This is a genomic window from Rhodococcus sp. BH5, assembly GCF_027583855.1.
In the GTDB taxonomy this organism is placed as follows: domain Bacteria; phylum Actinomycetota; class Actinomycetes; order Mycobacteriales; family Mycobacteriaceae; genus Rhodococcus_F; species Rhodococcus_F qingshengii.
This window is the reverse complement of record NZ_JAJHVW010000009.1, coordinates 161,916-180,946: the sequence shown is the minus strand read 5'-3', so window position 1 is coordinate 180,946 and position 19,031 is coordinate 161,916. Positions and strand designations below refer to the sequence as shown.

The window sequence follows — 19,031 nt, the reverse complement described above, 5'->3', positions numbered from 1 at the left end:
GTTAGACTCTAATCATGACTGAGGTTCTTCGGGAAGACACGTCGGCGCGGCGCAAGATCATCGAGGCAGCGCGTGAGGTTTTTGTCGATCCCGGCTACGCGGCCGCCACGATCAAGCAGCTTGCCGCGGCGGCGGGCGTGTCGGTGCAGAGTGTCTATTTCGTGTTCGGCAACAAGCCGAGCGTGCTGTCAGCACTGCTCGACGTGGCCGTTGCGGGCGACGAGGAAAAGACGGCAACTCTCGACCGTCCGTGGGTGGCGGCAGCACTCGGCGCCCCACATCCACTCGGGCAACTCCGGATTCAGGTTCACCACGGACGGCTCATTCTGGAACGCACCGCAGACATCCTGCTGGCACTGCGGGCCGCCGCTTCCGCCGACGAGGACGCCGCCCGTCTGTGGCAAATCAACCGCACTCAGAGACGCACGGTGCAGGAACATCTGATGGTCGGCATCGTCGAAAAAGCGCCAACCGTCGACCTCGAAACAGCCGTGAACGTCGCACTCACGCTGCTCAGTCCCGAGACCTACACAGACCTCGTGGTCGGCGCGGGTTGGACCGGCCAACAGTACGAAGAATGGGTGGTCAACACCCTTGCCGCCACCCTCGGCCTGGACCGAACCGTCAAATCCCGGAAGTAGCTGGGATTACTTGGTGGGCTTGTCGTCGATGTGCCGTGGGTTGTTCCACAGGCGCTCCGTCAGATCGTGGAGGACGGCAAGGGTGATCGTGTCGTCGTCCCGTCGGAGCAGAGACTGGCTGACCGTCGCGCGCACCAACGTGGAGTCGGAGTGCACGAACTCCTTGACCGAGCCCGGCTCGGAACTCAGTTCACGATGGGCCTGCTCTGCACTGACGTCGTCGGCATCCTTGTCGTAGAGGATGTCCTGCAAACGCAACGCCGAGACGGCCTTCTTGGGATATCCCAGCATGTCAGCGAAGGACGGATTGGCAAAAACGATGCTGCCGTCGCGGTGAACGGCCATGACCGGCACCGGAAGCCGGTCGAGGAGAATCAGGGCAGGCATCTGCTCCAGATCCGCAATCGGCGATTGTGGCGGCTGCGCAACGTTGCGGCGGCGTTCCATAACACGTCCTCTCAAGTTGCCCGAGTCGACAACAGTCTAACTGCCCAGCAAATCGCGGGTTGACTTCCCGCCCGGATGCAGTGACGAATGCCCGAATCGTGCCCGCCTGAGTCACGCCGCGAGCGCCTCCTGATCCTCCGCCAAGGAACCGTCAACAACACGATAGACAGTATCCATCCGAGACAGGTGACTTCGGTCGTGTGTCACGAGAAGGGTTGCCGCCTCGCGTTCCCGCACCACGCCGATGATCAGATCCATGACAGCGGCACCGCGCTCCTGATCGAGCGCACTCGTGGGCTCGTCGACCACGAGAAGCTGCGGATCGTTCATCAATGCTCGCGCGAGATTGACGCGCTGTCGCTGCCCGCCCGACAGCTGGGACGGCCGTTTTCCGCTCTGATCCGCGAGCCCGACAGCGTCCAGCAAATCCATCGCTTTTGATTTCACGGCCTTGCGACGGGCCCGTGACGTGAACACGGACTGCCCCAGATGCGCCATCACCTCGAGCTGCTCCAGTGCAGTCAGCGAAGACACGAGGTTCGACTGTTGGAAGACGATGCCGATCGACGAGCGTCGCAGCTCCGACGCCGCCCGCCGACTCAGCGCAGCGATGTCGGTGCTGCCTTCCGGCGTCCGGAGATAGACGTGCCCGGAATCCGGACGGATCAGCGTCGACGCCACCGCCAACAGGCTGGACTTGCCCGAACCCGAGGGCCCGGTGATCGCGGCGATCTCGCCGCGGTGCAGTCGCAGAGACACGTCGTCCAGCGCCGTCACCCGCGATTGCCCATCGGGAAACGTCAGATCGACGTTCTGGATGTCGAGAACTGTGGTGCCGGTTGTCATGGTCATCGTGCGCTCCCCAATGCTGTGAGTGGATCGGTGGTCGAGAGGAATCGAAGTGCAAAGGCCGCGCCGAGCAGACCGAGCCCGATCAATGCCACGGCAGGTACGACGGTGGTGGATGCGTCCAGGACAAACGGCATGGCGTCACCGATCAGCGATCCGGCCACGGCCGTCAGCCCGATTCCGACGGTGACACCGGCAATCAGAACGATGAGCGCCTGACCCAGTGCGTCGCGCACCAGCGAACCGGTAGTCGCACCGAGCGCTTTCAGCGTCGCGATGTCCGGAGTTCGCTGGATCGTCCACACCGTGAAGAACGCACCGATCACCAGGGCTGAGATCGCGAACAACATGAGCGTCATCAACGTCAACGACCCGTTCTCCGACTTGTACGAACCGATCGCGTCGAGCGAACCGCTGACCGTCGTCGACGTCGTCGCAGCCGCCTTGTCCGTTGCGGAAGCGTCGGAGGCTCCGGTGACAGCCAGTACTGTCGCAACTCCGCCGCGTGGATTGGCCGCCTGCCAGTCGTCGAGCGTCATCCAGACGACGGGCGAATGGCTGTACCAGTCGTCACCGCGAACGGCGCTGACGGTGAACTGCTGCGTACCGACACTCACCTGATCGCCGGCGCCCGCCCCCAGATCGCGGGCGGCACCTTCGCTCAACACCACCGTGCCTGACGCCGACGGCGTCACGTCACCGAAACCGCCATCAGCGCCGAACAGGGCCACCGACTTCTGATTTCCGTCGGCCAATCCCGCTTTCCCGCGACCGATTCCGATGGGATCGACGTCCTTCGACGTGGAGGTCCAAGCGTTGACCTGGTCCTGCGTGAGCGCCGACTCGTCGAACGACGCCCCGGCTCCGGTGTCGGCGAACACCACCGTGTCGGCATTCATGGCCTCGATGGCCGACACGTTCTGATGGCGAAGTCCTGCAGTCAACCCGCTGAGAAAACTGACCAGAAGTGCAACCAACAGAACCACGACGGAGATCAGCGCGAAACGACCTCGCGCTGCCCGTAAGTCCCTCATTGCGACAAACACTGTGAATTCCTTTCCTGTGCTTGCCTCTACGCTCTCGCGGATGCAGACTCTTTCCATCGCACCTCGGATCGACATTCCAGCGCTCGAAAGAACCATCCCGGTTTACAACTTTTGATGGATGAACCAGGCCCGAACCTCGCTAAGCTGGGCGAGATGCACCGATCTCCGCTCACGCCTGTCTTCGCCGGCCTACAACTGGGCCTGCATGTCCTTGTCATGGCGCTGGCCGGTGTGGTGTTTCTTCGAGCGCTGATCGACGAATCCGACCTGACCGCAACAATCATCGCGTTGGCCGTGATCTTTGTTGCCGTCTATCTTTTCGGGGTCGCCAAAAGGCTGCGCGGCAACGCTGCCCGCTGGTGGCTGGCCGTGCTGACCCTCGTCTGGATCGCGACGATGGCGGTATCCGCCGACGCCGCCTACCTCGCGTTCGGACTCTTCTTCCTCTATCTCCATATTCTGCGACGCCCCTGGAGTCTTCTCGCCGTCACCGCGGCAACGGCTGTCGCCGTGGTCGGCACCGGCCTGCATCGTGGATGGACGATTGCCGGCGCCGTCGGCCCGATCATCGGCGCTGCCGTAGCGGTTGCAATCGGCCTCGGATATCAAGCGCTGTACCGCGAGGCAGCCGAGCGCGGTCGTCTCATCGACGAGTTGATGAACACCCGTGAAGAATTGGCGTCGACGTCTCGCGATGCCGGAAAATTCGCGGAACGTGAAAGACTCGCCGCCGAGATTCACGACACCGTGGCCCAGGGACTTTCGAGCATCCAGATGCTCCTTCACGCTGCCGAACGCGCCGATCCGGACAGCCCGGCCATCCGTCAGATCAGCCTCGCACGGGAAACTGCCGCGGACAGTCTTGCCGAAACCCGCCAACTCATAGCCGAATTGACGCCCGCGGCCTTGGACGGTCAGTCGCTCGCCGACGCGCTTCGTCGAATCTGCGAACGCGCGAGCAGTCCTGAACTGGAAGCGCGCTCCGTGGTCGAAGGCGAGGCAGTGCGGCTGCCGATGCCCCTCGAAGCAACATTGGTACGCATCGCTCAGGGCGCGGTGTCCAATGTTCTCCGCCATGCCGATGCAACCAGAATGGCTGTGACACTGACCTATTCCGATGACACCGTCAGCCTCGACGTGGTCGACAACGGTCGCGGCTTCGACGTGGCAGTTCTCGAACGTGGCCCGGCGGAATCTTTCGGCCTCAATGCAATTCGCCGGCGCGTCGAACTGCAGGGCGGGACTTTCTCCATCGAGTCCGAGCCGGGACACACGGCCGTCGCGGTGACGTTTCCTCTCGAAGTCGGCGAACCGTGATCCGCCTGCTGCTCGCCGACGATCACGCGATCGTGCGCGCCGGGTTACGAGCGCTGCTCGAAAGCGAAGCCGACATCGAGGTAGTCGGCGAAGCGGGCACCGCCGAGGAAGCCATAGCCTTCTGCGCCACCACGCCGGTCGACCTCGTGCTCATGGACCTGCGATTCGGCCCCGGGAAGACGGGCGTCGACGCCACCCGCGCGGTGTGCGCGCTGCCGAATCCGCCGCACGTACTCGTCGTGACCAACTACGACACGGATGCAGACATCTTGAGCGCTGTCGAGGCCGGGGCCAGCGGGTACTTACTCAAGGACACACCACCGGTCGAGTTGCTGTCAGCCGTCCGCGCCGCTGCGAGCGGGGACAGCGTTCTCTCCCCCGCCATCGCGTCGAAGCTCATGACTCGGGTACGCAAACCCGAAACCAGCCTCAGCCCAAGGGAAATCGAAGTTCTGAAGTTGGTGGCGGCGGGTCGCTCCAACCGAGAGATCGGCAAAGATCTGTTCCTGAGTGAGACCACGGTCAAGTCGCACCTGGTTCACATCTTCGGCAAGTTGGGAGTGAAGTCGCGGACGTCGGCGGTAGCTCGTGCGCGGGAGCTGGGTTCGATCTGACATTTGCCCGAATTGTCGAAAGTAGCTGAACAGCAGCTATTTTCGCCTGCGATTCTCTTGTGTTCGAAACTTTGTTCGATTAAACTTTGAGCATGGACAGTCGGGATGCGTGGCAACTGGATGGCGAGGACCTCAAGGGTGAGGTTCTGGATCTGGTGCGTGTCCGGCACGAGTTGCAGTCGCGGATGGTGTTGCTGATCGTGGAGATGTTTTCCCGGGAGGTTCTCGGTGGGAAGGGTTTTCGGGCGATCGCGCAGTGGTTGCATGGTTCGACGAATCTGGAGATCGGTGAGTGCAGTCTGCTGGTCGGGTTGGCGCGGTTGTTGATGCTCGAACCTGTTGTGGCGGATGCGTTTCATCGTGGTGACGTGGATGCGTTGAAAGCCCGTCAGGTGGCGTCGTTTTGTCAGCATCCGCCCAAGAACATGACGCCGGCGGATGTGGACAAGGCTCGCGGGATCCTGTTGGGTTTGGCGTCGCAGAACATTGCGGATTGCGATGCGGTGCGGGCGGCGATCCGGCGGATCGAGAAGCAGTACGGCAAGCGCGAGGACGGCGTCCCGGTCGGCGAGGATTCGGAGCGTAACGAGTTCTACGCCTCGAAAGGCCTGTACGGGCGCGTGTCGGTGAAGGGTGATCTGGATGCTGTGAACGGGGCCCGTCTGATCACGTTGTTGTCGAGTCTGTCGGCTCCGACACCGGAGAAGGACGGGGTCAAGGACACCCGCACGCCGGCGCTACGGCGGGCGGACGGGTTTTGCGAACTACTGCGGCGGTATGAGCGGGCGGGGTTGGGTCCGATCGAGGGCGGGGTGAAACCGCACATCACGGTGACTGCGTCGGCGAAAGACATGACCGACCTCAAAGCAATGAAGGATATGTTGCCGTCGACTCAGGAACTGGGTTTCGCGTGGACGGATTGGGTGGGCCCGATCAGTATCGACACTGCCCGGATGTTGGCCTGCGATTGCACGGTCACGCGAATTTTGTTGGATGAGAATGGTGTTCCGCTCGACTGCGGTAAGGAAGCGAGAACGGCGACGGTGCCGCAGCGGCGAGCGTTGGCGGTTCGTGATGGCGGGTGTGCGTTTCCCGGGTGCGGAACTCCGTCGGGGTGGTGCGATGCCCATCATATTGTTCACTGGAACGATGGTGGCCCAACAGATCTCGACAACCTGATCTTGTTGTGCGGTCATCACCACCGGACGCTGCACCACACGGAGTGGCGGGTGGAGATCGGCCCGGATCGGAAATCGGTGTTCTATCCACCGATGTCGGTTGATCCGTATCAACAGCCGATCGGCGGGAACAGCCCACCGACAGCGGCGTGAACCGACATAACTGAAAAGGCCAGCGTGTGCACCGGGGAAGAATCATGCCCCGGGGCATACGCTGGCCTTTTCGGCTGCGCTCGATGTCCGTCTTGCGACAGCATCTGTCTCCACTTCGACACGCCGGACCCATAGGGTCGAGGCATGTCTTTCTGCGAACCCGCCCGCGTTGTCACCGTCACGTCCCTGACCCCGCACATGCGGCGAATCAGCATCGAGGCAGAAGGCGACTGGCACTGGCCGACCGGCGGACAAGGCGACGAGCGCATCGACCTCGCGTTCCCGAAACCCGGTGAAACAGAAGCAGAATACGACTACTTCAACAATCCCGACTACGGCAAGGCCGATCTCGGAACCGAGCCACCGTGGCGGCACTACACCGTGCGCAAGGTGCACGACGGCGGCCGACGTCTGGACATCGACTTCGTCGTGCACCCTGGCGGTATTGCAGCGGATTGGGCCCTGCGGGCCGAACCAGGTCACCTACTAGGCGTCTTCTGGTCGGACAGTTCGCGGTCCCACTACCAAGCACCGGCGGGTCCTCGCTGGCAGCTGCTGGTCGCAGACGCCACGGGTCTCCCCGGACTGGGCAGGATTGTCGAAGAACTTCGTGAAGGCGATGTCGCACAGGCGATCATCGAGGTCGAAACCGAAGAGGATCGACAGGAATTTGTCACTCGCGGCGACGTCACGTACACGTGGCTCGTGGGGAGTGGCCTCGGAAAGGCGCCGAGCGCGCTGTTCGAAGCTGTGGAGAAGGTCGAGTTTCCCGAATCCGAATCGGCCGACATCTACGCGTGGGTGGCGTGCGAAAGCGCAACCAGCCGTCGTATTCGTAAGCATCTGAGGGAAGTTCGAGGAATAGCTCGCGACAAGCACAATGTTGTCGGGTACTGGCGAGAGGGCGCCGACGGCCACGTTTCCGGCATGAACAGCGAGGAAGTCACCGTCGGCGCCTGAGCGCCGTGATCACTCTGCCGGCAGCGTGTCGGTAGATTCTGTGTGAGCCTGCTGCGCGTCAGCCGACTTTTCCGCCAGCATCTCGAACAGTGCTCGGCGTGCCTCGGCGAGAATTGCCTCGGCCTTGGCTACCTGCTCAGCGGTCCCACCTGCGGCTACCGCGACAGCGGCACCTCGGAGTAGGCCCATCGCGGGACGGAGCGCTGCGCCTGCTTCACCGAAGTGAGGCCGACCGTGTCCGCGCTGGTCAAGTCGACCGCGCCGGCCTTCGGGGCGTCCTTCTGCTCGGTCTTCGAAGCGACCCTCGGGTCGCTCGCCCTCGAATCCTCGACGGAAACCGTGTCCACGATGCGGGCCTCGGCGGCCATGCTCGCGACGTTCTTGCATTTCTGGGTTGTTGTGTGGGGCGTACATGTTGTCCTCCTGGACTGTCTGTGTTTGTTTGACGTATCGACGATATATCGACAATAGATCGAACGCAAGGGTTCGTAGAATAATTCCCGCACCCTCGTCCGGATACGCTGAAGCCGTGAACACGGATCTACAAGCCCAGGCCGCGGACGTCCTACGCCGCCTCGCACTCGACGAATCCCTGAAAGAACGCACCATGGCGGACGCCGCGACGGCAGCACTCGCACGGAAAGTCGCCGCTCGCTACATCGGCGGCGAAACCATCGACGACGCTTTCGACCGACTCCCCTCGATCTTCGCGCGAGGACACAAGGCGAGCATCGAATACACCGGAGAAAGCGTCCGGGATCCCGAACTCGCGAACGCCGAAACCGATGTGTTCGTGGAATTGGCGGAACGGATCGGAACGTCGGGCGTCGACAGCACCGTGTCGTTCGACCTCTCGCACATCGGCTTGGTCATCGATCCGGAGCAGTGCTTTCGCAATGTCGTGCGCCTGGCCGAGACCACGGAACGCGCCGGTGCCGAGCTGATCATCTCTGCCGAAGCGTCCGACCGCACCGACCTGGTCCTCGACATGCACGCGCGACTGGCCGAGCGCTTCACTCATGTGGGGATCACCGTTCAGGCCCGACTGCACCGCACGGCAAAGGATCTCGCCGCTCTGCTGGACCGACCCGGCCGCATCCGTCTCGTGAAGGGCGCCTTCCTCGAAGCCGAGTCCGTCGCCTACCCACGCGGTAGTGCCGAACTGCGCAGCGCGTATCTCGACTACGCAGCCCGAATCGTCGAATCGGGTCACCAGGTCTCCATCGCGACGCATGACCGCGATATCCTCGAAGCACTACGCGCCGAGCATGATTCGAAGCTCAGAGCCGGGCACGTCGAGTTCGAGATGCTGCTCGGCCTCGGTACCGAGCAGCTGGACGCCCTCCGAGCAGAGGGCTTCACCACACGCGAATACGTCATCTTCGGAACACAGTGGTGGCTGTACGTACTCAATCGCATCGCCGAAGAACCAGAGCGTGTCTACACCGCGCTCATCGACGCTGCGCTCATCAGCACTGCAAACTAGATCTCCAACAACACAAGTGGGGCCGCACTCGATTCGAGTGCAGCCCCACTTGTGTAAGTTTCTAGCTCTCCAGAAACGCCTTGATGCGCGCCAGAGTGGTTTCCATTCCGGTCTGCATCAGCTGATCTCGACCCCGACCGAGTAGGCCGCTACCCGACATCATGCGCACGTAAAGCGCTGGCGTCGCATAGATCTCACGAGTCTCGGTAAGCACGGTGCCCGTTCCCGAAGGCTCGAGCACAAAGGTCCACCGCGCTTTCGGCTCGTCCGATTCGAAGGAGAACCTCCGGCAGTCGACCACGTCGACCACCGTGCAGTGCGTGCTCCACCGAATCAGACCATGCTTGTTGGTGCCCTTGAACTTTGCACCCACAGTGCCCGGAGTTCCGGAAGTCCATGTTCCACCGGTGTTTTCAGGGCTGAAGCGACCCATACCTTCGATGTCGCTGACAACCTTCCACACCGATACCGGCGTTGCCTCGATGTACGCGCTGGCGGTTTCCACCCGTTACCGGCCCGGAACCCAGGACATGATCTTGATGGCGTGAGGCATGAGCTTTGCCCACACCTTGGCCGGAAGTCCGCGCGGTCCACCGAGATTCATGACGCGAGTGGTGGCAACGGTCTGCGGTTCGGTGTACTTGATCAGCCCCTCGGCGCCGTGACGACGACCGACGCCCGAGACACCCATACCGCCCATCGGTGCTGCGGTGCTGCCCCAGGTGGGTGCGTAACCCTCGTCGACGTTGACAGTGCCGGCGTGGATGCGCGCTGCGATGGCTTCGCCGGCAGCCTTGCTTCCCGCCCACACACTGGCGTTGAGGCCGTACTCGGTGTCGTTGGCCGCAGCGATGGCCTCTTCGACGTCCTTGACGGGGTAGATCGAGACGAGCGGCCCGAAGGTCTCGTCGCGGTAGCACTCGGCGTCTTCGGGAACCCCGGTGAGCAGGGTGGGCTCGTAGAACAGCGGTCCGATGTCCGGCCGAGCCTTGCCACCGGCAATGACGGTGGCGCCCTTGACCACTGCGTCGTCGACATGAGCGGAGATTGCCTTGACCTGCGCCTCGGAGACGAGGCTGCCCATCTCGATTCCGAATTCGTATCCGGCGGCGAGGTTCATCTTCTTGACGCGGTCACCGAACATGCGGATGAACTCGGGTGCGATGGACTCTTCGACGTAGATGCGCTCGATGGAGATGCACAGCTGACCGGAGTTGGAGAAGCACGCACGCACAGCGGCGTCGGTGACCTCGCGCAGGTCTGCGCCGGCGGCAACGATCATCGGGTTCTTGCCACCGAGTTCGGCGGAGAAGCCGATCAGTCGACGGCCGGCCTGCTCGGCGAGGAGCTGACCGGTCGCGGTGGAACCGGTGAACATGAGGTAATCGGTGTTCTCGACCAGGGCGGTGCCGACGACGGAGCCCGGCCCGGGAACCACGGCGAAGAGGTCGCGAGGCAGACCCGCCTTGTAGAGCAGTTCGACGCAGGCGAGCGCGCAGTACGGTGTCTGGCTGTCCGGCTTGAGGACAACGGCGTTACCGGCGAGCAGCGCGGCGATGGCGTCGGACACGGCCAGCGTCATCGGGTAGTTCCACGGCGAGATGACGCCGACTACACCCTTGGGCTGGTAGCGGACGACGGTCTTCGTCAGACCCGGGAGCATGCCGGAGACGCGACGCGGGCGCAGCAGCTTCGGCGCCACACGTGCGTAGTGACGCGACGTCATCGAGATGTCGAGGACTTCTTCCTGAGCTGCGGTACGCGACTTTCCGGTCTCGGCCTGAGCCATGTCCATGAGGGCGTCGCGGTTCTCGAGGATGAGATCGCGGTAGCGGTGGAAGACGGCAGCGCGGTCGAGGACGGAGCGCTTGGCCCATTCCTTCTGGGCGACGCGGGCACGGGCGATGGCCGCAAGTGCGTCGTCGGCGGTGCCGACGGGGATGGTCGCCAGCTCCTTGCCGGTGAACACCTCGGTGATGGACTTCGTCGGGCGATCGGCAACATTGTCGATGGCGATCAGATCGGCGAGCCGCGAGAAGGTCGCAGCGGACGGAGCAGGCATTTCAGTACCCCTACTGGTGAGTAGTTCTTGGAGTTACACACAACTTACCCCGTCGGTGGTACCGATCACAGTGCCGAATCAGACAGAGTCAACCAATACTGCCTCTTTCGGACGTTTTGCGATCAACAACGACATGACTGCGGCGATCGCGCAGAGCGCGCCGGCCACCAAGAAGGCAGCGTCGTACGAGCCGATCTGATCACGAACGAGACCGGCCAAGAAGGCCACCAGACCCGCACCGATCTGGTGCGATGCCAGCACCCAACCGAACACGATGGGGGCGTCGGCGCCGAAGTGTTGACGGCACAGCGCGACGGTCGGCGGAACCGTCGCCACCCAGTCGAGCCCGTAGAAGATGACAAACGCGATCATCGGCGGATTCACGGTGTTGGCGAGCAGCAGCGGCAGGAAGAGCAGCGAGATTCCGCGGAACAGGTAATAGATGCCGAGAAGTTTTCGCGAGTCCATCCGGTCGGTGAACCAACCCGAAGCAATGGTGCCGACCATGTCGAGGATTCCGATCAACGCCAACAGGGACGCGGCAGTCGTGATCGGCATTCCGTGGTCGTGCGACGCCGGGACGAAGTGCGTGCCGATCAGGCCGTTGGTGCTCGCGCCGCAGATCGCGAAGGTACCGGCGAGAAGCCAGAACACCTTGGTCTTCGACGCCATCACCAGCACCGAGATCGCCCGGCCTCCGGCACCGCCGCGCTGGTAGACAGGCTTGGCTGCTGGGGCGTAATCGGCGGGCGCTCCGTAAGGCGTCGTACCCACGTCTGACGGATAGTTACGCAGGAACAGCAGAACGAACGGCACAACGGCCAGTGCAGCAAACGAAACTGTGAAGGCGACGCTCTTCCAGTCGTACGTTTCCGCGATCTTCGCCAGGACCGGAAGGAACACCAGCTGACCGGCAGCACCACCGGCCGTCAGGATGCCGGTCACGAGACCACGCTTCTCGACGAACCAGCGATCGACGACGGTGGCGACAAACGCCAGCGCCATCGAACCGGTACCGAGACCGACGAAGACACCCCACAGCAGAATGAGCTGCCAACTCGAGGTCATGAAGATGGTGAGACCACTGCCGAGCGAGATGAGCGCCAACGCCGAGGTGACGACCGCCCGGATACCGAACCTCTCCATCAAGGCAGCAGCGAACGGCGAGGTCAACCCGTACAGAATCAGGTTGACCGAGACGGCCGCCGAGATGCTGGCGCGCGACCACCCGAAATCTTCGTGCAGCGGATCGATCAGCACCGATGGGGCAGCGCGGAAGCTCGCCGCACCGACCAACGCCAGGAATGCCACGATCGCGACGGACCAGGCGCGGTGAAAGCGCGGCGGGCTCACCTGCTGTTGGCCTGATTCGGGGAGAGCGGTCTCAGAAGTCACAGAGAGAATTCTGCAGTTCGGATTCGATCGAGAACAGTGGCCAGATTGCCAATATATGAAAGAATCAAGCCATGTCTGGTCCGCATCGCGTCGTCGTACTGGCTCTGAATGGAGTCATCCCCTTCGAACTCGGCATCCCGGCGCGCATCTTCGGACGTGCCCTCGACGTCGAGGATCGGCCGCTGTACGAGATCCTGACGTGCACCGTCGACGGCAATCCCGTGCAGACCGACGCAGACTTCAGCATCTCGGTCGACCACGGGAGCGAGTTGCTCGCCACCGCCGACACCGTCGTCATCCCCGCGTCGTACGAGTTGGGTCCGGCCTACGAAGACGGCTACCTCTCCCCCGAGTTGGCCGCAGCTTTCCAACACATCCGGCCGGGCACTCGGCTGGTCTCGATCTGCACCGGGTCGTACATCCTCGCCGCGGCGGGTCTGCTCGACGGACTCCGCGCCACGACGCACTGGCGCAACACCGACCATTTCCAGCGTGTCTATCCCAAGGTGAACGTGGATCCGGACGTGCTGTTCGTCGACGAAGGCCACATCCTGACCTCGGCCGGGGTGGCGTCGGGAGTCGACCTCTGCCTGCATATCGTCAGGCGTGACCACGGCATGGAAGTGGCGAACACCGTCGCGAGGCGTTGCGTCGTACCGCCGTGGCGCGACGGTGGCCAAGCTCAGTACATCCGACGCCCCCTGGCCGACAAGCCTTCGGAATCGACTGCCGACGCTCGGCACTGGGCCCTCGAACATCTCGACGACCCGATCACCCTGGCGGACCTGGCGACGCGCGCCAACATGAGCGTCCGCACGTTCAGCCGTCGATTCCGCGACGAAGTCGGAACCACACCGAACCGCTGGTTGACCAGCAGACGCGTCGATCGGGCGCGGGAACTACTGGAGGAATCCGATCTGTCGATCGATGCGATTGCTGCTCGAACCGGCTTCGGGACTGCGACATCCATGCGTCAACACATGAACGAGGCCCTCGGCGTTTCACCGAGCGCCTACCGACGCACGTTCAAGGCACCGGTGTAAGCGGCAGTACCAGGCACTATCCTGGATGCCATGGCCGAACAGACTCGCCCGAACTTTCCTCAGTACTGCGGATACCTCCTGGGGAAGACGCTCCCCGACCGGTATCAGGACTGGGTACGGAACGATCTCGTCGGCCCGGGCGCCCAGGCCCGCTACATCATCCGCTTCACCGTGCCGGCGACGCTGATCCTTCTGCTGTTCCTCTTGATCCCGGGACCGATCTGGATTCCCTTGGCCATGATGGCCTTGTTGCTCATCCCGCTCGCGTACTTCGTCGTGGCGCTCGGGACGATCTACCGCCGTCACCGCCTGCTGAGCCACGGACTCGATCCCGAACTGCTCGACGAGAAGGCCCAGCGCCGTGCCGATCGCACTCGCGAGGACTACGAGAAGCGGCACGGTCGCTGAGCACCCCTCAGCGGAACATCGTCACTGCGGCCTTGGCGAGGACCTTCGGATCCTTCTCGTAGTGATGCATCTTGGTGAGCTTGTCTTCTGGAATCCCCAGGAACTTGTAGACGGCTACCTGAGCGCAGCGCACCGAGTACTGCTCGGTGAACACCATGTCGAACGGCAGCTCCGCGAACTGACTGATGAACGCCAGGTTCTTGGAGTGCTTCGGCACCACCAGCGGCCGGTCGCCGACGGCGCGCCGATTGAACAGCGCACTGGCGTAAGGCATATGGCTGGGAATCGAATTCACGACGCTGTCCATAATCTCTTGTCGACGCGCGGCGAGCGCACCGCTCTCGTCGAGCGCCTCGAGGTGTCCGAGCGTCTCTTCCAGCATTTCCCGCCCGGTCATCTCGATGAACGGCTTCTTCACGTAGTCGCCGTCCTTGCGCGGGAACAGACAGTAACCCCAGAAGACTCCTTCGTTCTCCTTCTGCGCGTGGTAGTGCGGCTGATGGTGGACCACGATCGAGAGAAGCACGTTCGAGTCCACGAATGTGTTGAGCGCATTTCCGGGGAGCTGCTTGGTGATTCGGGAAATCTCGTTGATGAGCTCGTGTGACGAAGTGGTGACGGTGAAGCTGGTCCACTCACTCTGCGCCCGGTCCCCGAAGAACTTGTCGGGATTCCCGAGATCGTAGAAATGCTCGGTGGCCTGCTTCCACAGCAGCGCACTCGGTGCGTATCTCATGTCTTCGACGATCGGGGTATCCAGATCGCCGATCGAAGAACTGTCGGTGATGCTGCCGTTGGTGTCGAAGACGAAATCGCCCTCCGCCACGTCGATTCGGCCCTTCTCACCGGTGCGGACGTTTTCGTAATCGAGTCCCGTCACGATGATCTCGTCTCGTAGCGGGGTGTCCTTGAACACGAACTCCGTGATCTTCAGTTCGTTGACGAACTTCACGCCCTTGCCTTCGAGGAAGGCCCGCATCGGCAAGATGATGCTCTCGTACTGGTTGTACGGGGATCTGGTGACACCGGCAAGAGTTTGAATGCGACTGAACTCGAGAATCATTCGGTTCATGTACCGGCGCAGCTCCATCGCCGAACTCACCCGCTTGAAAGCAAATGTGGTCTCCCACATGTACCAGAAGTTGGTGGTGAAGAAGTGCGGAGTGTCCTCGAACCACTGCTCGATACTGATGTCGTCGAGTTTTGCCTCGTCCGACTCCGGCATCGTCATCAGCTTCGTCAACAAGTACCGATCCTTGTTGTCGAATTGCATGTGCTTGTAGTCGTTTTCACCCTTGTTGCGAATGCCGTCGCGATCGATCAATCGTGCGACGTCGTGCGTTGGATGCGCGTGGTCGAAATCGAGAATGTCATCCGTCACCGATTTTCCCGGGTTGTCCAGCGACGGAACCACACTCAGCACGTCCCAGAGGTTCTCATAGGTCTCCTCGTTGAGCATGCGACCGCCACGATTGATGAAGCCCGCGTCGTTGCCCAGCTCGCGATGACCGTACTGGTGCTGGAAGGTAGCGGCAGATTCGCCGTCGTTCGCTCCATGCATGTCCAGCCCCATGATGGTGATGTCCTCACCGCTCCACTCACCGTCTCGAATCAAATAGACGGCAGCCGAGAGGTTTCCGATGCCGGCACCGATCATGTAGGCCTTGTGAGACAGCTTGGAAGACATTGGGTTTCGTTCCTTACTCGAGTCGCGGTACGGATACCTTCCAAGCATGGACCCCTTTGCCCGCTGGCGCATCACCCGAACCGGATGACGTCCGTCACGATCGCTGAAGGCGCACCAGATCCAGTGCAAAACGCGCGTAGTCGCGTGCAATTTCCTCGGGCGTTTGTGGTCCGCTCGGCCGATACCATTGCGCGACAGAGACACACATCACGACTATTGCACGCGCGGCCTGTCGCGGCCGATCCGTCCCGAACACACCGGCAGCGATTCCGTCGTCGACCTGCTTCGTCATCAACCATTGCTGGTAGTTGCGTGATTCCGTGATGCGCAATCTGTTCTCGGCTGTGAGACTGCGCATTTCGCTGGCACCGAGAAATCCTTGATCACGCCGATAGATATGGAACAAGGTCACACATTCGACGAGGAAAGCCAGCCTTTCGGAGGGACTTTCGCCCTCGTCGATTGCCGCCAACGATCTCGTGTTGAGTTCATCCATGGTGAGGTCGAGAATTTCGGCCAACATCTGTTGCTTGCTGGAATAGTGGTGATACAGACCCGGAACACTCATCTGCGCACGTTTGGCGATCTCACGCATCGCAGCGCCGTGATATCCGGTCTTCACCATCTCCGCGAGCGCTGCAGCCAACACCGGATCGAACGAACTCGGACCGAACCTTCGCCACTCGTTCGGGCGAAAATGTGCGTCCGGGTCGGCGTCGTCGCCTCCCCATCGCGGCTGTTCCGGCGGACGCACTATCGCAGCCGGGAGCAGAGCGTCGAAACGCACTCCGAGAATCCCGCCGATTGCCGCCAACCGGTCGACGCTGACTCTGGTCTTTCCGGTCTCGACAGCGCTGAGGGTAGCCGGGCTGACATCGAGACGCCTGGCCAATTCACGCAGCGAGAGCCCGCTGTGACGCCGCGCTTGCCGGATCGACGCTCCGATCAGGACGGCATTCTCGAATTCGGTCACAGCGTTCAGTATTCCCGAACATTGGATTTCCAACAATGCGATGACCACGGCAATCGGTGAACCTGTTGACTACTGATTATCGGCCTGAACATGATGTGGATCACAAAGACCCAGGTCCGCCCGAGCGATCGTTCGGTGTCGGTAGCGAGAGGATCGAATCACCATGACCGAGGCGCCATATCTTGGAGAACTCCTGCGCGACGCACCCAGCAACTGGGGCAAGTGGGGAGAGTCCGACGAGGTCGGTTCACTGAACTACCTCGACGCCGGACAGGTGCTTCGTGGCGTCGGAACCATCAAGCAGGGTTCCGTGTTCACACTCCAACGTCTAATCGGCGATCCCAAGGGTGATCCGGTCTGGCCGGGCCGGAGCCCCGCCGAGCGCACACAGATCTTCGACGAGAGCAGCTGGGACGGCGACGACGCACCCAACTTCCCCGGCGGCCTGCATTACGCGGACGACAAGATCGACGCGTTCCTGCAGGGCTCGACGCAGTACGACGCACTCGGCCATGTCTGGTACGACGGCGCCCTGTGGAACGGATACTCCGCTGACACGACAGTCGGCGGCCTCGAGAAGGCCAGCGTCGAACCGATTGCCGACCGTGGCGTCGTCGGACGCGCAGTACTTCTCGACGTGGCAAAGTTCCGCGGCAAGGAAAACCTCGACAAGGCCGAAACATTCACGCACCATGATCTTTTGGCCTGTGCCGAAGCGCAGGGCGTCACCATCGAGAAGCGTGACATCCTCGTCATCCGCACCAACTTCCTCAAGCTGTTCTTCGACCAGGGCGAAGCCTTCTACGAGGGCTTCTGCGAGCCCGGCCTGATCTACAGCCCCGAACTCGTCCAGTGGTTCCAGGACATGGAGATCCCCAACCTTGTCACTGACACCATTGCCAACGAGGTCACCACCGACCCCGAAAACGGTGTGGCACTGGTTCTCCACAACGCATTGATGCGCAACCTCGGAGTGGTGTTCACCGAGATCTGCGATCTGGAGAAGTTGGCCGCGGACTGCGCGGCCGACGGCCAGTACACGTTCCTGTACGTCGCCGCACCACTCAAGGTTGCCAAGGCCAGCGGCTCTCCCGTGAATCCGGTTGCCATCAAATGACATACGAAGATCGCCCTTGGTTGGCGTTGTACCGCAACGACGTTCCCCCCGACATCGACGTCGAGCACCCCACGATGCTCGAAATGTTGGCAGCGGCGGTCCGCTCTGATCCGGACGCCACGGCTGTGAAGTACTTCGACGGTCAACTCAGTTACGCCGAAGTGGATCAGCAGAGTGACGCCCTGGCCCGAGCACTCCGAGCCGGTGGACTGGTGAAGGGTGACCGCGTCGCTCTGTTCCTTCAGAACGTTCCGCAGTTCGTGCTTGCGCTCGCCGGAATCTGGAAAGCCGGCGGCGTCGCAGTCTCGATCAATCCCATGAGCCGTGAACGAGAACTGGGATACCAACTCGAAGATTCCGGAGCAGCGGTTCTGATCGCTCTCGAGGGGCTCTACGAGTCCGTCGGCCGCAATGTCGTCTCCGACTCGCCGGTCAGGCGAGTTATCACCACCTCGGAACTCGAGTACCAAAGTCGCAACGATCCGAGGATTTTCGACGGAATCGTCAAGAAGGATCTCGGTACCGACGATCTCGCGACGCTGATCGACGAACATCGTCTCGGCGATCCGATCACCACTGACGCTGCACCGGAAGACATTGCGGTACTGACCTATACGTCGGGAACCACCGGTCCGCCGAAGGGAGCGATGACCTCTCACGCGAACATGACCTTCAACGCCCAGGTGTACCGGGACTGGTTGGGGCTCACCCCGAAGGACACGGTTCTCGGAGTTGCACCGCTCTTCCACATCACGGGGTTGATCGGTCACATCGCGGTGTCCGTCCTGGCGAGAATGCCGCTGGTGCTTGCCTATCGCTTCCAGCCCGAGGTGATGCTCGACGCGATTCGTGAGCACCAACCGACATTCACAGTCGGCGCCATCACTGCTTTTACGGCACTGCTCAACACTCCGGGTTGCGCGCCGGAAGACTTCTCCTCCATGCGGTTGCTGTATTCCGGCGGCGCACCCATCTCGCCGACTGCCGCCGAGGCCGTCCGCGCCATGACCGGTGCTGCGCTGCACAACATCTACGGGCTGACCGAGACCACGTCGCCGACCCATGCCGTTCCCGTTGGTGCGGATACGCCGGTCGACCCCACATCCGGAGCACTGTCTGTCGGCGTTCCCGTACCCAACACCGTGGTCCGCATCGAAGACGAGGGCGGTGCGGTCCTGCCGATCGGAGAGATCGGCGAACTGGTCGTCCGAGGTCCACAGGTGGTGCGCGGTTACTGGAACAAGCCGGAGGAGAGTGCGTCGGCCATTCGCGACGGGTGGTTCCACACCGGCGACGTGGGGTTCATGGACGAAGCCGGCTGGTTCTACGTCGTCGACCGTAAGAAGGACATGATCATCGCGTCCGGCTACAAGGTGTGGCCACGCGAGGTCGAGGACGTTCTTGCCGAGCACCCCGCAGTCCGTGAGGCGGCAGTCGTCGGGATCGCCGACGAATACCGCGGTGAGACGGTGAAGGCGTTTGTCAGCCTCGTCGCGGGGGCGTCGGTCACCCCGGAAGATCTGATCGATCACTGCAAGCAGCGGATGGCGGCGTACAAGTACCCACGCTCCGTGGTGCTGGTGGAGGAACTGCCCAAGACCGTCACGGGCAAGATCTTGCGACGGGAGCTGCGCACGACCTCCTGATCACAGGGC

General features: G+C 62.2%; 20 protein-coding genes. 10 read left to right on the top strand and 10 right to left on the bottom strand.

The genetic code is table 11. The features are described 5' to 3' along the window. Nucleotides 1–14: 14 nt before the first annotated feature. Complete coding sequence (locus RhoBH5_RS22620; RefSeq protein ID WP_003943606.1) at nt 15–641, top strand: TetR/AcrR family transcriptional regulator; 627 nt, start codon at nt 15–17, stop codon at nt 639–641. Between the two features lie 6 nt (nt 642–647). Here RhoBH5_RS22620 and RhoBH5_RS22615 read toward each other — a convergent pair whose 3' ends face one another. The 3 genes from RhoBH5_RS22615 to RhoBH5_RS22605 form a co-directional block, all read right to left on the bottom strand. Then, on the bottom strand, nt 648–1,088 hold the full coding sequence (locus RhoBH5_RS22615) for a PAS domain S-box protein (protein WP_003943598.1): 441 nt from the start codon (nt 1,086–1,088) through the stop codon (nt 648–650). Between the two features lie 111 nt (nt 1,089–1,199). Continuing rightward, nucleotides 1,200–1,940 (bottom strand): ABC transporter ATP-binding protein, encoded by a 741-nt coding sequence (locus tag RhoBH5_RS22610; protein WP_003943539.1) that lies wholly within the window; start codon nt 1,938–1,940, stop codon nt 1,200–1,202. Next, nucleotides 1,937–2,983 carry an ABC transporter permease gene (locus RhoBH5_RS22605; protein ID WP_039973533.1) on the bottom strand — a complete coding sequence of 349 codons (1,047 nt, stop codon included), beginning with the start codon at nt 2,981–2,983 and terminating at the stop codon, nt 1,937–1,939. The genes RhoBH5_RS22610 and RhoBH5_RS22605 overlap by 4 nt, the downstream gene beginning before the upstream one ends. Before the next feature lie 114 nt (nt 2,984–3,097). Between RhoBH5_RS22605 and RhoBH5_RS22600 the strand changes: the two genes are divergently transcribed. From RhoBH5_RS22600 to RhoBH5_RS22585, 4 genes are all read left to right on the top strand, one after another. Continuing rightward, complete coding sequence (locus tag RhoBH5_RS22600) at nt 3,098–4,300, top strand: sensor histidine kinase (protein ID WP_003943587.1); 1,203 nt, start codon at nt 3,098–3,100, stop codon at nt 4,298–4,300. Continuing rightward, a complete protein-coding gene (locus RhoBH5_RS22595) occupies nt 4,297–4,914 on the top strand; it encodes a response regulator (protein WP_270008821.1) in 618 nt (205 codons plus the stop codon). Before RhoBH5_RS22600 ends, RhoBH5_RS22595 begins: the two co-directional genes overlap by 4 nt. A 92-nt stretch (nt 4,915–5,006) precedes the next feature. Beyond that, the gene (locus tag RhoBH5_RS22590) at nt 5,007–6,245 is read left to right on the top strand and encodes an HNH endonuclease signature motif containing protein (RefSeq protein WP_270008820.1); all 1,239 of its coding nucleotides are present in this window, start codon (nt 5,007–5,009) and stop codon (nt 6,243–6,245) included. A gap of 144 nt (nt 6,246–6,389) precedes the next feature. Beyond that, complete coding sequence (locus tag RhoBH5_RS22585; protein ID WP_007735878.1) at nt 6,390–7,205, top strand: siderophore-interacting protein; 816 nt, start codon at nt 6,390–6,392, stop codon at nt 7,203–7,205. Between the two features lie 9 nt (nt 7,206–7,214). Here the strand turns inward: RhoBH5_RS22585 and RhoBH5_RS22580 are convergent, their stop codons facing one another. Then, a complete protein-coding gene (locus RhoBH5_RS22580; protein WP_003943560.1) occupies nt 7,215–7,394 on the bottom strand; it encodes a hypothetical protein in 180 nt (59 codons plus the stop codon). Further along, nucleotides 7,361–7,573: a hypothetical protein gene (locus RhoBH5_RS22575; protein ID WP_047272698.1), complete on the bottom strand. Its 213-nt coding sequence runs from the start codon at nt 7,571–7,573 to the stop codon at nt 7,361–7,363. The genes RhoBH5_RS22580 and RhoBH5_RS22575 overlap by 34 nt, the downstream gene beginning before the upstream one ends. Nucleotides 7,574–7,734: 161 nt before the next feature. Between RhoBH5_RS22575 and RhoBH5_RS22570 the strand changes: the two genes are divergently transcribed. Further along, nucleotides 7,735–8,691, top strand: coding sequence for a proline dehydrogenase family protein (locus RhoBH5_RS22570; protein ID WP_270008819.1), 957 nt, complete (start codon nt 7,735–7,737; stop codon nt 8,689–8,691). Nucleotides 8,692–8,752: 61 nt separating this feature from the next. On the opposite strand, the gene RhoBH5_RS22565 is transcribed toward RhoBH5_RS22570, so the two are convergent. The 3 genes from RhoBH5_RS22565 to RhoBH5_RS22555 form a co-directional block, all read right to left on the bottom strand. Then, entirely contained in the window at nt 8,753–9,196 is a 444-nt protein-coding gene (locus RhoBH5_RS22565; protein ID WP_003943564.1) for an SRPBCC family protein, read from the bottom strand. A 3-nt stretch (nt 9,197–9,199) separates the two neighbouring features. Further along, nucleotides 9,200–10,753 (bottom strand): succinic semialdehyde dehydrogenase, encoded by a 1,554-nt coding sequence (locus RhoBH5_RS22560; protein WP_003943578.1) that lies wholly within the window; start codon nt 10,751–10,753, stop codon nt 9,200–9,202. A 78-nt stretch (nt 10,754–10,831) separates the two neighbouring features. After that, nucleotides 10,832–12,148: an MFS transporter gene (locus RhoBH5_RS22555; protein WP_047272696.1), complete on the bottom strand. Its 1,317-nt coding sequence runs from the start codon at nt 12,146–12,148 to the stop codon at nt 10,832–10,834. A 71-nt stretch (nt 12,149–12,219) separates the two neighbouring features. Between RhoBH5_RS22555 and RhoBH5_RS22550 the strand changes: the two genes are divergently transcribed. Both RhoBH5_RS22550 and RhoBH5_RS22545 read left to right on the top strand, forming a co-directional pair. Continuing rightward, nucleotides 12,220–13,191 carry a GlxA family transcriptional regulator gene (locus tag RhoBH5_RS22550; RefSeq protein ID WP_007735863.1) on the top strand — a complete coding sequence of 324 codons (972 nt, stop codon included), beginning with the start codon at nt 12,220–12,222 and terminating at the stop codon, nt 13,189–13,191. A 30-nt stretch (nt 13,192–13,221) separates the two neighbouring features. Then, complete coding sequence (locus RhoBH5_RS22545) at nt 13,222–13,599, top strand: DUF5313 family protein (RefSeq protein WP_003943558.1); 378 nt, start codon at nt 13,222–13,224, stop codon at nt 13,597–13,599. 7 nt (nt 13,600–13,606) lie between these two features. Here RhoBH5_RS22545 and RhoBH5_RS22540 read toward each other — a convergent pair whose 3' ends face one another. Together RhoBH5_RS22540 and RhoBH5_RS22535 are read right to left on the bottom strand one after the other, a co-directional pair. After that, nucleotides 13,607–15,334 (bottom strand): oleate hydratase, encoded by a 1,728-nt coding sequence (locus RhoBH5_RS22540; protein WP_073512952.1) that lies wholly within the window; start codon nt 15,332–15,334, stop codon nt 13,607–13,609. A 46-nt stretch (nt 15,335–15,380) separates the two neighbouring features. Next, nucleotides 15,381–16,307: a TetR family transcriptional regulator gene (locus RhoBH5_RS22535; protein WP_270008818.1), complete on the bottom strand. Its 927-nt coding sequence runs from the start codon at nt 16,305–16,307 to the stop codon at nt 15,381–15,383. Between the two features lie 115 nt (nt 16,308–16,422). Between RhoBH5_RS22535 and RhoBH5_RS22530 the strand changes: the two genes are divergently transcribed. After that, nucleotides 16,423–17,376 (top strand): cyclase family protein, encoded by a 954-nt coding sequence (locus RhoBH5_RS22530; RefSeq protein ID WP_270008817.1) that lies wholly within the window; start codon nt 16,423–16,425, stop codon nt 17,374–17,376. Further along, complete coding sequence (locus RhoBH5_RS22525) at nt 17,373–19,022, top strand: class I adenylate-forming enzyme family protein (RefSeq protein WP_161121515.1); 1,650 nt, start codon at nt 17,373–17,375, stop codon at nt 19,020–19,022. Before RhoBH5_RS22530 ends, RhoBH5_RS22525 begins: the two co-directional genes overlap by 4 nt. Nucleotides 19,023–19,031 lie beyond the last annotated feature (9 nt).

Coding starts and splice junctions, on each gene's coding strand:
- RhoBH5_RS22620 (WP_003943606.1), top strand. CDS start 15: ATGACTGAGGTTCTTCGGGAAGACACGTCGGCGCGGCGCAAGATCATC.
- RhoBH5_RS22615 (WP_003943598.1), bottom strand. CDS start 1,088: ATGGAACGCCGCCGCAACGTTGCGCAGCCGCCACAATCGCCGATTGCG.
- RhoBH5_RS22610 (WP_003943539.1), bottom strand. CDS start 1,940: ATGACCATGACAACCGGCACCACAGTTCTCGACATCCAGAACGTCGAT.
- RhoBH5_RS22600 (WP_003943587.1), top strand. CDS start 3,098: ATGGATGAACCAGGCCCGAACCTCGCTAAGCTGGGCGAGATGCACCGA.
- RhoBH5_RS22590 (WP_270008820.1), top strand. CDS start 5,007: ATGGACAGTCGGGATGCGTGGCAACTGGATGGCGAGGACCTCAAGGGT.
- RhoBH5_RS22585 (WP_007735878.1), top strand. CDS start 6,390: ATGTCTTTCTGCGAACCCGCCCGCGTTGTCACCGTCACGTCCCTGACC.
- RhoBH5_RS22580 (WP_003943560.1), bottom strand. CDS start 7,394: ATGGGCCTACTCCGAGGTGCCGCTGTCGCGGTAGCCGCAGGTGGGACC.
- RhoBH5_RS22575 (WP_047272698.1), bottom strand. CDS start 7,573: ATGGCCGCCGAGGCCCGCATCGTGGACACGGTTTCCGTCGAGGATTCG.
- RhoBH5_RS22560 (WP_003943578.1), bottom strand. CDS start 10,753: ATGCCTGCTCCGTCCGCTGCGACCTTCTCGCGGCTCGCCGATCTGATC.
- RhoBH5_RS22550 (WP_007735863.1), top strand. CDS start 12,220: ATGTCTGGTCCGCATCGCGTCGTCGTACTGGCTCTGAATGGAGTCATC.
- RhoBH5_RS22545 (WP_003943558.1), top strand. CDS start 13,222: ATGGCCGAACAGACTCGCCCGAACTTTCCTCAGTACTGCGGATACCTC.
- RhoBH5_RS22540 (WP_073512952.1), bottom strand. CDS start 15,334: ATGCTTGGAAGGTATCCGTACCGCGACTCGAGTAAGGAACGAAACCCA.
- RhoBH5_RS22530 (WP_270008817.1), top strand. CDS start 16,423: ATGACCGAGGCGCCATATCTTGGAGAACTCCTGCGCGACGCACCCAGC.
- RhoBH5_RS22525 (WP_161121515.1), top strand. CDS start 17,373: ATGACATACGAAGATCGCCCTTGGTTGGCGTTGTACCGCAACGACGTT.